Here is a 15,832-nt window from a genome sequence, read left to right on the forward strand (position 1 = left end):
TCCGCAGCTCGCTGCTACGACAGCAGGAGCGCGGACGCCGTTTTGTTTTCTCAAGGAAGAAACATGGCCAACAAAGCAGACAGCATCAAGCTCTTCTCGTTCGATACGGCGCCGATGCGCGCCTTCCACCTGACCTGGGTGGCCTTCTTCATCTGCTTCTTCGCCTGGTTCGCCTGCGCACCGCTCATGCCGGTGATCAAGGGCGAATTCGGTTTGTCGATGGAGCAGATCGCCAACATCAACATCGCGGCCGTCGCCATCACGATCTTCGTGCGGCTGCTCATCGGCCCCATGTGCGACCGCTTCGGCCCGCGCAAGACCTATACGGGACTGCTGCTGCTCGGATCGATCCCGGTGCTGGGCGTGGCCATGGCGCAAAGCTACGAAAGCTTCCTGCTGTTCCGTCTCGGGATCGGCGCGGTCGGCGCCAGCTTCGTCATCACCCAGTACCACACCTCGGTGATGTTCGGCCCGAAGGTGGTGGGCACCGCCAACGCGGCCGCCGCAGGCTGGGGCAACAGCGGTGGCGGCGCCGCCCAGGCCGTGATGCCGCTGATGCTCACCGCCGTCGCCATGCTCGGCGTCTCGCAGGCCCTGAGCTGGCGCGTGGCGCTGGTGGTGCCGGGCCTGATGATGATCGCGATGGCCTTCTTCTACTGGCGCTATACCCAGGACTGCCCGTCCGGCAACTTCGACGAGATGCGTGCGCGCGGCGAAGCGCTCCCGGGCGGCAAGGGCGGCTGGGCGAGCTTCCGCGACGCCTGCCGCAACCACCGCGCCTGGCTGCTGTTCGTCACCTACGGCGCCTGCTTCGGCATCGAGATCTTCATCCACAACATCGCCGCCGTGTACTACGTGGAGCACTTCGGTTTGTCCCTGGGCGCCGCCGGGCTGGCCGCCGGCAGCTTCGGCCTGCTGGCGCTGTTCGCCCGGGCACTGGGCGGCTGGCTGTCCGACCGCAGCGCAAGCAGCACCCGTGGCGGCAACCTGAACAGCCGCGTCACCGTGCTGTTCGTCCTGATGATCGGCGAGGGCCTCGGCCTGCTGTGGTTCGCCCAGGCCGAGGGCGTGGTCTATGCCGTGATCGCCATGCTGTGCTTCGGCCTGTTCACCCACATGGCCTGCGGCGCCACCTATGCGCTGGTGCCTTTCGTGGCGCCGAAGGCGCTGGGGGGCGTGGCCGGCATCGTCGGCGCCGGCGGCAACGTCGGCGCGGTGGCGGCCGGCTTCCTCATGAAGGGCACGGGCGACATCTCCCAGACCCTGACCATCCTCAGCGTGCTGGTGCTGGCCTCGAGCCTGTGCGCCATCGCCGCCCGTTTCAGCCTGGCAGCCAGCGAGGCCAGCCCGGCCGCGCCGGCAGTCTCCGCAGCATAAGGAGTAGAAGAATGCATATCGTCGTCGTCGGCCACGGCATGGTGGGCCACAAATTCGTCGAAACCCTCGCAGCCAGCGGGGACCCGAACCTGCGCGTGACTATCCTTGGGGAAGAACCGCGTCCCGCCTACGACCGGGTCCACCTGTCCGAATTCTTCGCCGGGAAAAGCGCCCAGGACCTGTCGCTGGTGGCGCCCGGCTTTTTCGATAACGAGCAACTGTGCCTGCGTCTCGGCACCCGCGTGGTCGGTATCGACCGCGAGGCACGCCAGGTCATGCTCGCAGACGGGGAAGCGCTCAGCTATGACAAGCTGGTGCTGGCAACCGGTTCCACTCCTTTCGTGCCGCCGGTGCCCGGCGCGGACCGCAAGGACTGCTTCGTCTACCGCACCATCGAAGACCTGGAAGCGATGAGCGAGTGCGGCGCGCGTTCGCGTACCGGTGTGGTCGTGGGTGGCGGCCTGCTCGGCCTGGAGTGCGCCAAGGCGCTGCGCGACCTCGGCCTGCAGACCCATGTGGTCGAATTCGCGCCGCGCCTGATGGCGGTGCAGGTCGACGATCACGGTGCGCGCGTGCTGCGCAACAAGATCGAAGAACTGGGCGTGCAGGTGCACACCCAGAAGAATACGCTTGCCATCGTCGACGGCGAAGCGGGCACCCACCGCATGCAGTTCGCGGACGGCAGCATTCTCGATGCCGACATGATCGTGTTCTCGGCCGGCATCCGTCCGCGCGACGAGCTGGCCCGCCATGGCGGCCTGGCGCTCGGCCAGCGCGGCGGCATCGTCATCGACGACCGCTGCTTGAGCTCCGACCCGCACATCTATGCCATCGGCGAATGCGCATGTTGGGCCGGCCAGATGTTCGGCCTGGTGGCGCCGGGCTACGACATGGCGCGCACCGCGGCCAAGCACATCCTCGGCCTGGACGCGGCGTTCAGTGGCGCCGACATGAGCACCAAGCTGAAGCTGATGGGCGTGGACGTGGCCAGCATCGGCGACGCCCATGGCGCGACGAATGGCGCCCGCAGCTACCAGTTCCTGGACGAGCGCAAGCAGGTCTACCGCAAGATCGTCACCTCCGATTGCGGCAAATACCTGCTCGGCGCCGTGCTGGTGGGCGATGCCGCTTCGTATGGCGAGCTGCTGCAAATGATGCTGAACCGGATGGAACTGCCGGCCTCGCCCGAAGTCCTGATCTTGCCCCAGCTGGAGGGCGCGGCGCGTCCGGCCCTGGGCGTGGCGGCCCTCCCGGCCGGCGCCCAGATCTGCTCCTGCAACGACGTCTCCAAAGGCGCGCTGTGCGAAGCGGTAGCGGGCGGCGCCGCTACCGTCGGTGCGCTGAAGAGCTGTACGAAAGCCGGCACCGCCTGCGGCGGCTGCGTGCCCCTGATGACCCAGGTGATGAATGCCGAGCTGGCCCGCCTGGGCGTGGAAGTGAAGGATCACCTGTGCGAGCACTTCGCCTGCTCGCGCCAGGAGCTCTACCACATCGTGCGCGTGGAAGGCATCCGCAGCTTCGGCGAGCTGATCGCCCGCCACGGCAAAGGCTTGGGCTGCGACGTCTGCAAGCCGGTGGTGGCCAACATCCTTGCCTCGGCCTGGAACGACTTCGTGCTCAAGCCGGAACACGCCAGTCTGCAGGACTCGAACGACTACTTCCTTGGCAACATCCAGAAGGACGGGACCTATTCGGTGGTGCCGCGCATGCCCGGCGGCGAAGTGACGGCGGACGGCCTGATCGCGGTGGGGCAGGTGGCCAAGAAGTATGGCCTGTACACGAAGATCACCGGCGGCCAGCGTGTCGACCTGTTCGGCGCGCGCCTGGAGCAGCTGCCCAACATCTGGGAAGAACTGATCGCGGCGGGATTCGAATCCGGTCACGCCTACGGCAAGTCGCTGCGCACGGTGAAATCCTGCGTCGGCTCGACCTGGTGCCGCTACGGCGTCGGCGACAGCCTGGCCTTCGCCATCGCGCTCGAGAACCGCTACAAGGGCCTGCGTGCGCCGCACAAGATCAAGTTCGGCGTTTCCGGCTGTACCCGCGAGTGCGCCGAGGCCCAGGGCAAGGATGTCGGCCTGATCGCCACCGAGAAGGGCTGGAATCTCTACGTCTGCGGCAACGGCGGCATGAAGCCGCGCCATGCGGAGCTGATCGCGTCCGGTATCGACGACGCGACCGTCGTTAGACTGGTCGACCGCTTCCTGATGTTCTACGTGCGCACTGCGGGCCGCCTGCAGCGCACCAGCGTGTGGCGCGAGAACCTCGAGGGCGGCCTGGACTACCTGAAGCAGGTCGTGGTCGAGGACAAGCTGGGCATTGCGCTTGAGCTGGAAGCGCAGATGCAGCACGTGGTCGACACCTATGCCTGCGAATGGAAGGAAGCCGTCACCAATCCGGAAGTGCGGCGCCGCTTCCGCCACTTCGTCAACAGCGAGGCGGTCGACAGCAATGTCGTGTTCGTGCCGGAGCGCGGCCAGATTCGCCCGGCCAATCCCGAGGAACGGCGCGGCCGCGTCATCCCGATCGCCGCCAGCGCGGCCTGACCATCATTCAGGAGTAAGCCATGCACCGAGATCTGCAACTGCAAAACTGGACCGCCGTCTGCCTGCTGGACGACATCGTCCCGGACACCGGCGTTTGCGCACTGCTGGACGGCCGCCAGGTGGCGGTGTTCCGCGTCGGCAGCCAGGAACCGCGCGTCTTCGCCATCGATAACTTCGATCCGAACGCGCAGGCCGCCGTGCTGTCGCGCGGCCTGGTCGGCAGCATCGGCGAGCGCATCGTCGTCGCCTCGCCCATCTACAAGCAGCATTTCGACCTCCACAGCGGCGAGTGCCTGGAAGCGCCCGAACACTCGGTGGCCAGCTACCCGGCCCGCGTGGAAGGAGGCAAGGTATGGATCGCACCGTAAAACAGAAGCTGGTCGTCGTCGGCAACGGCATGGCCGGCATGCGCACCGTCGAAGAGCTGCTCAAGCTCGACGCCGCCATGTACGACATCACCGTGTTCGGCGCCGAGCCGCGCGTCAACTACAACCGGATCATGCTCTCGCCGGTGCTGGCAGGCGAGAAGAAGGCCGACGATATCGTCCTGCACACCCGCGAATGGTATGTGGAGAACGGCATCGTACTGCACGCCGGCGACCCGGTGGTGGCGATCGACCGTTCGCGCCGCACCGTGCGTGCCCGCTCGGGCCTGGAAGTGGCCTACGACCGCCTGCTGCTGGCGACCGGTTCCAGCCCCTTCATCGTGCCGGTGCCGGGCGCCCAGCTCGCGGGCGTGGTGGGCTTTCGCGACCTGGACGACGTCGACGTGATGCTGGCCGCTGCCCGGCGCGGCGGCAATGCGGTCGTGATCGGCGGCGGCCTGCTCGGCCTGGAAGCGGCCAACGGCCTGCTGCGCCAGGGCATGGCCGTCACCGTCGTGCACCTGACCGGCAGCCTGATGAACCAGCAGCTCGACCCGCAGGCTGCACTGCTGCTGAAGCTGGCGCTGGAGCGGCGCGGCCTGCGCATCCTGCTCGGCGCGCAGACCCAGGCGATCCTGGGCGAAGGGAAGGTGGAAGCGGTGCGCTTCGCCGACGGCCTCGAAGTGCCCGCCGACCTGGTGGTGATGGCCGCGGGCGTGCGTCCGAACGTGGCGCTGGCGAAGGAAGCAGGCCTGCATGTCGAGCGCGCCATCGTGGTCGACGACACCCTGCAGACCTACGACCCGCGCGTGTATGCCGTGGGCGAGTGCGTCCAGCACCGCAAGGCCACCTTCGGCCTGGTGGCGCCGATCTGGGACCAGGCGCGCGTGTGCGCGGCCCACCTGGCCGGGCTCGGGCACCGCCGCTACGTGCAGCAGGCCACCGCCACCAAGCTGAAGGTGACCGGCATCGACCTGTACTCGGCCGGCGACATCGTCGGCCTGGACGGCAGCGAAGACCTGGTGCTGCGCGACCGCCATGCCGGCGTGTACAAGCGCCTGGTGCTGGCGGGCAGCCGCGTCACCGGGGCGGTGCTGTACGGCGACGTGGCCGACGGTCCCTGGTACTTCGACCTGATCCAACGCGGCACCGACATCTCGTCGATCCGCGACCGGCTGCTGTTCGGCCCCAGCCTGTGCGAGGCCGCCTGATGGGTGCACCATTGATTCCGATCGCTAGTGCGGTCCGCACCACCTGCCCGTACTGCGGCGTTGGCTGCGGCATCAAGGCCACCCCGATGGCGGACGGCGCCCTGATCGAGGGCGACCCGGAGCACATGGCGAGCCGCGGCCGCCTGTGCGTGAAGGGTTCGGCGCTGGGCGAGACGCTCGGCCTGGACGGTCGCCTGCTGGCCCCTGCCATTCGCGAACACGGCAAGCTGCGCAGCGCCAGCTGGGAGGAGGCGATCGGCAAGATCGCCTCCGCGTTCGCTTCCATCATCGCCGAGCACGGCCCGGACGCCGTGGCCATGTACGTCTCCGGCCAGTTGCTCACCGAGGATTACTACGTCGCCAACAAGTTCATGAAAGGCTTTGTGGGCAGCGCCAACATCGACACCAATTCGCGCCTGTGCATGTCGTCCGCCGTGGCGGGGCACAAGCGCGCCTTCGGCGAAGACCTGGTGTCCGGCTGCTACGAAGACTTCGAACTGGCCGACCTGGTCGTGCTGGTCGGCTCCAACACCGCCTGGTGCCACCCGACCCTGTTCCAGCGCATCACCAAGGCGAAGGAGGCGCGCCCAAACCTGCGCATCGTCGCCATCGATCCGCGCCGCACCGCGACCTGCGAACTGGCCGACCTGCACCTGCCGGTCAAGGCCGGCACCGACGTGTGGCTGTTCAACGGCCTGCTCAGCTACCTGGCGCGCAGCGGCGCGGCCGACGACGCTTTCGTTGCCGCCCATACCGCCGGCCTCGACGCTGCCCTGGCCGAAGCCGATGCCTGTGCCGGAATCGAGTTCGTGGCGCGCACCTGCGGCGTCGACCCACGCCTGCTCCTCGAGTTCTACGAAATGTTCGCTGCGACCGGCAAGGTGGTCACCGCCTTCTCGCAGGGCGTCAACCAGTCCTCCAGCGGCACGGACAAGGTCAACAGCATCATCAACTGCCACCTGCTCACCGGCCGGATCGGCAAGCCGGGCATGGGACCGTTCTCGCTGACCGGCCAGCCGAACGCGATGGGCGGCCGTGAAGTGGGCGGCCTGGCCAACATGCTGGCCAGCCATCTCGACCTGGACAAGCCGGCCCACCGCGAAGCCGTGCGCAGCTTCTGGGATGCGCCACGGATTGCCGAGAAGCCGGGCTTGAAAGCGGTCGAGCTGTTCCGCGCCATCGAATCTGGCCAGGTCAAGGCCGTGTGGATCATGGCGACCAATCCGGTGGTGAGCCTGCCCGACGCCGACCAGGTCAAGCGCGCCCTGGCGCGCTGCGGGCTGGTCGTGGTGTCGGACATGAGCGGCGACACCGACACGGCCAGGCTGGGGCACGTGCTGCTGCCGGCTCTGGGCTGGGGCGAGAAGGATGGCACGGTCACCAATTCCGAGCGCTGCATCTCGCGCCAGCGCGGCTTCCTCCCAAGGCCGGGCGAGGCGAGAAGCGACTGGCAGGCAATCTGCCAGGTCGCGCAGCGCATGGGTTTCCGCGGCTTCGATTACGCGGGCGTACACGAAATCTTCGACGAACATGCACGGCTGTCGGTGTGGCGTAATTCGGAAGAGGAGTTGCCGCGCGCATTCCGGATCGACGGCCTGGCCGGCATGGACCGCGCCGCCTACGATGCGCTCGAACCCGTGCAGTGGCCCGTCCTGCGCGGCGGCGAAGGATCGATGCGCCTGTTTGCCGATGCCCGTTTTTCGCATCCCGACGGCAGGGGGCGCTTCGTCGCGACGCCGCCACGGCTGCCTGCCCACGCTACCGACGGCGAATTTCCGCTGGCGCTGAACACCGGCCGGCTGCGCGACCAGTGGCATACCATGACCCGCACCGGCAAGTCGCCGCGCCTGGCCAGCCATTCGCCCGAACCTTTCGTCGACCTGCACCCGCACGACGCCTTGACGAGCGGCGTGCGCGAGGGCGAACTGGCGCGCGTCACAAGCCGCTGGGGCGCGATGGTGGCGCGGGTGGCGCACAGCGGCGGCATCGCGCGCGGCGCCGCCTTCATCCCGATCCACTGGAACGGCCAGACCGCCTCGGATGCGCGCGTCGGCGCCGTGGTCAACCCGGAAGTCGACCCGGTGTCGGGCGAACCGGAATTCAAGCACACCCCGGTGCGCGTCGAACCCTTCGGCGTGGCCTGGCATGGCTTCATCCTGAGCAGGGAGGAGCTGGACCTGGAACGGGTCGCCAACTGGACGCGCATACGCGGGGCAGGTTTCAAGCGCTACGAACTCGGCGGCCGCGAGCCGGTTGCGCCGGACTGGGCACGTACGCTGTTGGGGGCGGACGAGGAAGCGGACTGGATCGAATACGAGGACAAGGCCGAGGGCATGCTGCGCTGCGCCCTGCTGGTCGAAGGCCGCCTGCAGGCATGCCTGTTCGTGTCGCGTCGTCCGGACCTGCCGGCCCGGACCTGGCTGGGCGGCCTGTTTGCGCAGGACGTCCTGTCGGCGAAGGAGCGCGCCACATTGCTGGCCGGGCGTGCCCCGCAGCAGGGAGCGGATCCCGGTCCGACCGTGTGCTCGTGCTTCGGGGTAGGGCGCAACACGATCCGCAAGGCCATCCGCGAGCACGGCCTGGCAGACGCCGCAGCCGTCACCGCCTGCGTACGGGCGGGCGGCAACTGCGGCTCCTGCCTGCCCGAGATTCGCCAACTGCTGGCGGAGCCTTTCTAGACGCTCGGACGCAGGGTGCGCGCGAAGAAAGCGTCGGTGCGGCTGTTGGCGAGTTTCGCGTCGGCGTCGTGGTAGTGGTTGCCGCCGGGACGGGCGAAAGCGTGGTTCCGGCCCGGATAGACGTACAGCTCGACGTTGTCCTTCTGTTCCAGGGCCGAGCGGATCTTCGCCTGCGCTTCCCGGTCGATGAACTCGTCCTCACCGGCCAGGTGGTAGAGCAGGGGCGCGCGGATCCTGTCGGCCTCGTCGAGGTACTGGTCGGTGCCGCCGCCGTAGTAGGCGGCAAAGGCATCGCCGTCAGTGCGGGCCGCGCTCAGGAAGGTCATCAGGCCACCCAGGCAATAGCCGGTGACGCCGACCTTGCCGTTGGACCCCTCCATGCTGCGCGCCTGCTTGATCAGCAGGGCGATGTCGTCCACGCCCTTGTCGCGGTCATAGGCCTTGTACAGGGCAAAGGCCTTGCCCCAGTCGCCCTCGACCGATTCGTCGAGGAAGACGCCGGATTCAGTGCGCCAGAACAGGTCGGGACAGACGGCGATGAAGCCCCTGGCCGCGTAGTCGTCGGCGATGCTGCGGATGCCGGCATTCACGCCGAAGATTTCCTGGATGATGATGACGACGGGCGCAGTGGGAGACTGGCCCGGCGCGGCAGGGCGGGCGACGTAACAGGCGAAACTGCCGTCGGTGGTCTGCACCTGGATTTGTCCGGTCATGAAGATCCTTTCGAAGCCGTGGCGCCCGAATTGTGCGCGGGTGGCGCAGCAGGGACCGCGGGCGGTCCGGTCCTGCGTCCACCATCATAGCGGGTATAGAGCCGGCGCCGCGCCGCCCAAGGTGCTGCCAATGGAATATCAGGCCTGCACGACGCGTACTTCATTCTGGCCCAGTAAGGGACGCGCGGCAACCTGCAGCGCCGCTTGTCGGTCGAGCTTGAACAGGTCGACGGCTTCGGTGAGCTTGACAGCCTGGCTCTGCAGGGATTCGGCCGCGGCCGCCGCTTCCTCCACCAGGGCCGCGTTCTGCTGGGTCACAGCATCCATTTGGCCGATCGCGCCATTTACCTGCTCGATGCCGGACGTCTGCTCCTGGCTGGCGGACGCGATCTCGGCCATGATGTCGGTGACGCGCTGAATCGAACTGACCACCTGTTCCATGGTGGTTCCGGCTTGGTCGACCAGCCTGGTGCCGGCCTCGACCTTGCTGACCGAATCGTCGATGAGGCTTTTGATCTCCTTTGCGGCCGCGGCCGAGCGCTGAGCCAGCGTACGTACTTCGCTTGCGACCACAGCGAAGCCCCGCCCCTGTTCGCCCGCACGTGCCGCCTCCACCGCCGCATTCAGGGCCAGGATATTGGTCTGGAAGGCGATGCTGTCGATAACGCCGATGATGTCGACGATTTTCCTTGAAGACGCATCGATCGAACCCATGGTCTGGACCACCTGCGCGACCACCTGGCCGCCTTGCGAAGCCACGCCCGATGCCGCGATGGACAGCTCGTTGGCCTGGCGCGCATTGTTCGCGTTCTGGCGCACGGTGTCGGTGAGATGTGCCATCGACGCTGCGGTTTCCTCCAGCGAGGCTGCCTGCTGTTCAGTGCGTGCGGACAGGTCAAGGTTGCCGGCGGCAATTTCTGCGGCCGCGAGGTGGATGGATGAGGTACCGCCGCGCACTTCGCCAACGATGCGCGTCAGACTGTCGTTCATGTGACGCAGCGCGCGCAGCAGGGCGCCGGTTTCGTCCTTGGTACGCGCGTCGAAGCGGTGCGTCAGGTCGCCGCTGGCGACGGTCTCGGCCACGGTGACGGCTTGGCGGATCGGCGCGACAATGCTGCGGGTAAGCAGCCACGCCATGACAAAACCGACGATGACGATGACGCCTGCGAACAGGATGACCAAGTTCCTGGTCTGCACCTGAATTTCCTGGATGGCGGCGCCCTGGGCATCCATGTTCCGGTGCTGCATGACGACCAGTTGGTCGAGCAGGTCCTGATAGGTTTTTGCCGCCGGCAAATAGACATCATTGATCAGCTTTAAGGCTGCTTCATGTTGCCCCTCGGCCTTGGCCATCTCCGCAGCGGTGGTCGCATCCTTGTAGACCTTGCGCTGGTCGACGATCTTTTGGTACAGCGACTGTTCCGCAGGGGTGTCCAGCAGGGGCTTGATCATATTGATGAGCTCGGTTGACCTGCCGCTGGTTGTTGCCGCATCGTCCTTAAAAAAGGTCTTGAGGCTGTCGTCACTGCTCTTGATGATGGCTGTCGTGCGGCGGATCGCCCCGAACACTTGTTTATTCCACTCCACAATCATGCGTTCTTTCTTCAACGGTAGTGCCATCGCCTCCGTCGATGCGGCGACCATACTCAGGCGCCATAGGCTGAAGCCGGCACAAGCCGTTGCCATCGCCAGAATCAGCGCAAATCCGACGCCGAGGCGCCTGCCGATATTCATGTTCACAATCCAATTCACCAGCTGCTCCTCTTGGTCGACTCAAATGAGCGGCATTCTATCTTTCTGAAAGCAAAAAATAATTTCAATGTGGAAAATACGTACCGACTTGGTGCGGAGCGGCAACACCCAGGCCAATGGATGGCCCCTGCCGGTGCGAGCGGTGTCGATGGCGCCAGCGCGCCTGCCCTGGGAATTGCAGGGCATGGCAAGACGATTGGGCGTTGAAGAGATCGGCGGCGCGGGAAGGGCGGATGGCCCTGGAGACGCAAGCGCTTTTGCCGTACTGATGAGGGGAGACTGGTTGCCGATCTGGCGCAGGAAGGCACAAAGCAAAACAGCGAGTCGAGGACTCGCTGTTCTTGAATTCGTGGTCGGGGTGAGAGGATTCGAACCTCCGGCCTCTACGTCCCGAACGTAGCGCTCTACCGGGCTAAGCTACACCCCGACTGTTTGAGATTCCGTTTCCGAAATCTCGGGAAGGCATTACTATAGTCGGCTCAATGGTTCCTGTCAACAGCGAAACTGCAGAGCTGCTGCAGGCTTGCCTTGTAGACGCTCTCCGGCAGGCTTGATATCGCCTCGGCCGCGCGCCTGGCAGCCTGTTCCGCTTGCTGGCGGGTGTAGTCCAGTGCGCCGCTCGAGGTCACGGCGGCCAGCACCGCCTCGAACTGTTCTTCGTCGCCGTGCTCGATGCAGCTGCGCACCAGCTGGCGCTGTTGTTCGGTGCCGTTTTCCATCAGCCAGATCAGCGGCAGGGTAGGCTTGCCTTCGCGCAAATCATCGCCCAGGTTCTTGCCGATCTCGGCGGCGTCGCCGGCGTAGTCCAGCACATCGTCGATCAGCTGGAACGCCGTGCCGAGCGAGCGGCCGTATTCGCCGGCCGCGGCGATCTGCTCGTCGCTGGCGCCACCCACCAGCGCGCCCAGCTCGGCGGCCGCCTCGAACAGCTTGGCGGTCTTGGAGCGGATCACTTTCAGGTAGCTTTCATGCGTGACGTCCGGGTCGTGCATGTTCAGCAGTTGCAGCACTTCGCCTTCGGCGATCACGTTGGTGGCGTCGGACAGGATGCGCATCACGCGCATGTCGTCGAGGCTGACCATCATCTGGAACGAGCGCGAATATAAAAAGTCGCCGACCAGCACCGAGGCGGCGTTGCCGAACAGGGCATTGGCGGTCTGGCGGCCGCGGCGCATCGAGGATTCGTCGACCACGTCGTCGTGCAGCAGCGTCGCGGTGTGGATGAATTCGACCACCGCCGCCAATTCGTGGTGGGCGGTACCCTTGTAGTTATAGGCATTGGCCAGCAGCAGCACCAGCACCGGCCGGATCCGCTTGCCGCCCGCGCTGATGATGTACTCGGCGATCTGGTTCACCAGGCTCACTTCCGAGTGCAGCCGCTGTCGGATCACCGCGTTCACGGCCTCCATGTCGGTGGCGATCGATTGGGCGATGTTGTTCTGGGCGTGTTGGGTAGCGGCTGACAAGGCGAACCTGCAATAAACAGTGAGTATTCGGTTAAGTGCGGCGATTATACGACATGCAAGGGGAGAGCGTCCCACTGATGACTCCCTGGGACTCCCTGGCGAGCCGAAGTGGCCAGGCCGCGTGTCGCCCGAGGCTTGGCATTGCGTTAAGCGAGCAACACGTCCCGCCGAAATCGTCAAGGTCTTTTGACGCGCTGCAGCGAGTTATGTATAATCGCCTGTTCCCCGGCTTCCTAACAGTTCAGCGTCTCGACGCCGGTGGGAATCTTTTAAACATTTGATGAGGTTTCAATCATGTACGCGGTCATAAAAACCGGTGGCAAGCAATACAAAGTTGTCGCTGGCGAAAAACTCAAAGTAGAACAGATACCTGCTGACATTGGTTCCGAACTCACCATCGATCAAGTTCTCGCGCTCGGCGCGGGCGACAGCATCAAGTTTGGTGCTCCGCTGGTCGAAGGTGCCTCGGTCCTGGTGAAAGTTGTTTCCCACGGTCGCCACGACAAGGTCCGCATCTTCAAGATGCGCCGTCGTAAGCACTACCAGAAGCGTCAGGGCCATCGCCAGAACTTCACCGAAATCCAGGTGGTGTCGATCAACGGCTAATCGCCGTCTGATTCACCAAGTTCATTCATCAAGGAGCAAATAAATGGCACACAAAAAAGGTGGCGGTACTACCCGCAACGGCCGTGACTCAGAAAGCAAACGCCTTGGCGTGAAAGTCTACGGCGGCCAGGCGATCAACGCCGGCGGCATCATCATCCGTCAACGCGGCACCCCGGTGCGCGCTGGCGCCAACGTCGGCACCGGCAAGGACCACACCCTGTTCGCGCTGGTCGACGGTACCGTCAAGTTCGTCAAGCAAGGCGTCGGCTCGAAGCAGTACGTGACCGTCGTTGCTAGCGAAGCAGTCGCAGCCTAAGTCATTAGGTCATCGCGCCGCCTTCGAGCGGCGCTCTTTGTAAGGCGCAAGCCTTCCATCGAAAGGCTCTGCCCAAGGTAGGGCCTTTTTAGTTTTTATCGGTCATCATCATGAAGTTTATCGACGAAGCAAGAATTGAAGTCATCGCCGGCGACGGCGGCAACGGGTGCGCCTCGTTCCGCCGCGAGAAGTTCCGCCCATTCGGCGGCCCGGACGGCGGCGACGGCGGCAAGGGCGGCTCGATCTACGTGGTGGCCGACCGTAACATCAACACCCTGGTGGACTTCCGCTACTCGAAGACCCACCACGCCCGCAACGGCGAACCGGGCCGCGGCTCGGACTGCTACGGCAAGGGCGCCGAGGACGTCTACCTGCGCATGCCGGTGGGCACCCTGATCATCGACGACGTCAACGGCGAGATCATCGCCGACCTGACCGAGCACGGCCAGACCGAACTGCTGGCCAAGGGCGGCGAGGGCGGCTGGGGCAACATCCACTTCAAGACCTCGACCAACCGCGCGCCGCGCCAGAAGACCGAGGGCAAGGCGGGCGAGCGCCGCACCCTGCGCCTGGAACTGAAGGTGCTGGCCGACGTGGGCCTCTTGGGCATGCCGAACGCCGGCAAGTCCACTTTTATTACCGCCGTGTCGAATGCGCGCCCGAAGATCGCCGATTACCCGTTCACCACCCTGCACCCGAACCTGGGCGTGGTGCGCGTGTCGCACGAGAAGAGTTTTGTCATCGCCGACATCCCGGGCCTGATCGAGGGCGCGGCCGAAGGCGCGGGCCTGGGCCACCAGTTCCTGCGCCACCTGGCGCGTACCGGCCTGCTGCTGCACATCGTCGACCTGTCGGGCTTCGACAGCAAGGTCGATCCGGTCAAGGAAGCCAAGGCCCTGGTCAAGGAACTCGAAAAATACGACGAAGAGCTGCTCAACAAGCCGCGCTGGCTGGTGCTGAACAAGCTCGACGTGGTGGACGAGGCCGAGCGCAAGAAGATCGTCAAGGATTTCGTCAAGCGCATGGCCTGGAAGGGCCCCGTGTTCGAGATCTCGGCATTGAACCGCGAAGGCTGCCAGGACCTGGTCAACGCCATCTACCTGCACCTGGAAGAGAAGCGCACGACCGAGCAGCGGGCCGAAGAAACCGCGATGACCGAGGAAGCTCGCGGCATCCATTCGATTGACCCGGACGATCCGCGTTTCAAGATCATCGAAGACTAAGTTGAGTGCAGCTGTGCTGAACCGCAGCTGGCTGCGCAGCCAGCTGCTGCAAATCCTCGCCACCGCCAGTTCGCTGGCGGCACTGGCGGCCATGCTCGATCCCGACCGTATCGCGTCGGCGATGGGCATTTTTCTGGTCGGCGTGAACGGCTACAGCCAGTTCTACGCCATCTACGTGGGCATGCGCCTCGCTACCGCGATGCTGGCGCTGCTGGCATCGAGACAGGGCGACCAGCCCCTCCTCGTCGACCTCACCGCATTGTTCCTCCTGGCCCAGCCGGCCGGGCGTCTCGTCGCCGCTTTCGCGATCGGGCTGCCGAAGGGGGTATTATTAGCAGTCTGCGCGGTCGAGTTGTTGGCAGGACTTTCCCTGCTGGCCTTACGGCCGCGAGGAAAATTCCTGTCACCATGAACTCACTTGCCCACTCCACGCTCCAGCAAGCTTCCCGCATCATCGTCAAGGTCGGTTCCTCGCTCGTCACGGACGAGGGCAGGGGCCTGGACCACACCGCTATCGCCCGCTGGGCGGCCCAGATCGCCGCACTGCGCGGCCTCGGCAAGGAAGTCGTGCTCGTGTCGTCCGGCGCAATCGCCGAAGGCATGCTGCGCCTGGGCTTCGCGGCACGGCCGACCGACATCCATGAACTGCAGGCCTGCGCCGCCGTGGGCCAGATGGGCCTGGCGCAGATCTACGAGACCAGTTTCCGTACCCACGGCATCGGCACAGCCCAGGTGCTGCTGACCCACGCCGACCTGGCCGACCGCGAGCGCTACCTGAACGCGCGTTCGACGCTCACCACCCTGCTGCGCCTGGGCGTGGTCCCGATCATCAACGAGAACGATACGGTCGTCACCGACGAGATCAAGTTCGGCGACAATGACACGCTCGGCGCCTTGGTGGCCAATTTGATCGAAGCCGACGCGCTGGTAATTTTGACCGACCAGCGCGGCCTGTATTCGAGCGATCCGCGCAAGGATCCGAATGCGCAACTGATCCAGGAAGCCCAGGCGGGCGACCCGGCACTGGAAGCGATGGCCGGCGGCGCCGGCTCCAGCATCGGGCGCGGCGGCATGCTGACCAAGGTGCTCGCCGCCAAGCGCGCGGCGCGCTCGGGCGCCCACACCATCATCGCCTGGGGCCGCGAAGAGAACGTCCTGGGCCGCCTGGCAGCCGGCGAGGCCATCGGCACCCAGCTCACGGCGGCAACCGGCCGCCTGACCGCGCGCCGCCAGTGGATGATCGACCACCTCCATACCACCGGCGAAGTCGTGATCGATGCGGGTGCGGTGCAGAAGCTGACCAACGAGGGGAAATCGCTGCTGCCGATCGGGGTGGTCGCGGTGCGCGGCGAGTTCGGGCGCGGGCAGGTGATTACCTGCATCGACGAGGCGGGCAAGCCGCTGGCGCGCGGGCTGACCAACTACACCAGCAGCGAAGTGCGGCGCATCATGCGCCATTCGTCGGCCGAGATCGAGCGCATCCTGGGTTATGTCGAGGGGCCGGAACTGGTCCACCGCGACAATCTCGTGTTGCTGTAGGGGGGGATCTAGTCCGGTGGACTAGATCACGGTCCAGTGG

At 65.6% G+C, this 15,832-nt stretch carries 13 protein-coding genes and 1 tRNA gene; 10 read left to right on the top strand and 4 right to left on the bottom strand.

The features are described 5' to 3' along the window. The first annotated feature begins 63 nt into the window (after positions 1-63). From MA09_RS11660 to MA09_RS11680, 5 genes are read left to right on the top strand one after another with little or no spacing between them, the layout of a single operon-like run. On the top strand, positions 64-1,377 hold the full coding sequence (locus MA09_RS11660; RefSeq protein WP_036248435.1) for an MFS transporter: 1,314 nt from the start codon (positions 64-66) through the stop codon (positions 1,375-1,377). An 11-nt stretch (positions 1,378-1,388) separates the two neighbouring features. Continuing rightward, complete coding sequence (gene nirB, locus MA09_RS11665; RefSeq protein ID WP_036248437.1) at positions 1,389-3,923, top strand: nitrite reductase large subunit NirB; 2,535 nt, start codon at positions 1,389-1,391, stop codon at positions 3,921-3,923. A 20-nt stretch (positions 3,924-3,943) separates the two neighbouring features. Continuing rightward, a complete protein-coding gene (nirD, locus tag MA09_RS11670) occupies positions 3,944-4,291 on the top strand; it encodes a nitrite reductase small subunit NirD (RefSeq protein ID WP_036248439.1) in 348 nt (115 codons plus the stop codon). Further along, complete coding sequence (locus MA09_RS11675) at positions 4,276-5,499, top strand: NAD(P)/FAD-dependent oxidoreductase (protein WP_051933385.1); 1,224 nt, start codon at positions 4,276-4,278, stop codon at positions 5,497-5,499. Before nirD ends, MA09_RS11675 begins: the two co-directional genes overlap by 16 nt. Beyond that, positions 5,499-8,177, top strand: coding sequence for a nitrate reductase (locus tag MA09_RS11680; protein ID WP_036248442.1), 2,679 nt, complete (start codon positions 5,499-5,501; stop codon positions 8,175-8,177). Before MA09_RS11675 ends, MA09_RS11680 begins: the two co-directional genes overlap by 1 nt. Here the strand turns inward: MA09_RS11680 and MA09_RS11685 are convergent. The 4 genes from MA09_RS11685 to ispB form a co-directional block, all read right to left on the bottom strand. Continuing rightward, entirely contained in the window at positions 8,174-8,890 is a 717-nt protein-coding gene (locus MA09_RS11685) for a dienelactone hydrolase family protein (RefSeq protein WP_036248445.1), read from the bottom strand. The genes MA09_RS11680 and MA09_RS11685 overlap by 4 nt on opposite strands. Positions 8,891-9,028: 138 nt before the next feature. Then, entirely contained in the window at positions 9,029-10,624 is a 1,596-nt protein-coding gene (locus tag MA09_RS11690) for a methyl-accepting chemotaxis protein (protein WP_036248448.1), read from the bottom strand. Between the two features lie 368 nt (positions 10,625-10,992). Then, positions 10,993-11,069, bottom strand: a tRNA-Pro gene (locus tag MA09_RS11695). 52 nt (positions 11,070-11,121) lie between these two features. After that, positions 11,122-12,108: an octaprenyl diphosphate synthase gene (gene ispB / locus MA09_RS11700; protein ID WP_036248449.1), complete on the bottom strand. Its 987-nt coding sequence runs from the start codon at positions 12,106-12,108 to the stop codon at positions 11,122-11,124. A gap of 294 nt (positions 12,109-12,402) precedes the next feature. Between ispB and rplU the strand changes: the two genes are divergently transcribed. The 5 genes from rplU (at position 12,403) to proB (ending at position 15,792) form a co-directional block, all read left to right on the top strand. After that, positions 12,403-12,714: a 50S ribosomal protein L21 gene (gene rplU, locus MA09_RS11705; RefSeq protein ID WP_027865917.1), complete on the top strand. Its 312-nt coding sequence runs from the start codon at positions 12,403-12,405 to the stop codon at positions 12,712-12,714. A 43-nt stretch (positions 12,715-12,757) separates the two neighbouring features. Beyond that, a complete protein-coding gene (gene rpmA / locus MA09_RS11710; RefSeq protein WP_036248451.1) occupies positions 12,758-13,030 on the top strand; it encodes a 50S ribosomal protein L27 in 273 nt (90 codons plus the stop codon). A gap of 110 nt (positions 13,031-13,140) precedes the next feature. After that, positions 13,141-14,253 carry an Obg family GTPase CgtA gene (cgtA, locus tag MA09_RS11715; protein WP_036248453.1) on the top strand — a complete coding sequence of 371 codons (1,113 nt, stop codon included), beginning with the start codon at positions 13,141-13,143 and terminating at the stop codon, positions 14,251-14,253. A gap of 1 nt (position 14,254) precedes the next feature. Beyond that, on the top strand, positions 14,255-14,665 hold the full coding sequence (locus tag MA09_RS11720) for a hypothetical protein (protein WP_036248455.1): 411 nt from the start codon (positions 14,255-14,257) through the stop codon (positions 14,663-14,665). Further along, positions 14,662-15,792 (top strand): glutamate 5-kinase, encoded by a 1,131-nt coding sequence (gene proB / locus MA09_RS11725; protein WP_036248457.1) that lies wholly within the window; start codon positions 14,662-14,664, stop codon positions 15,790-15,792. The genes MA09_RS11720 and proB overlap by 4 nt, the downstream gene beginning before the upstream one ends. Positions 15,793-15,832: the final 40 nt, after the last annotated feature.

Source organism: Massilia sp. BSC265 (assembly GCF_000740675.1).
Classification (GTDB): domain Bacteria; phylum Pseudomonadota; class Gammaproteobacteria; order Burkholderiales; family Burkholderiaceae_D; genus Telluria.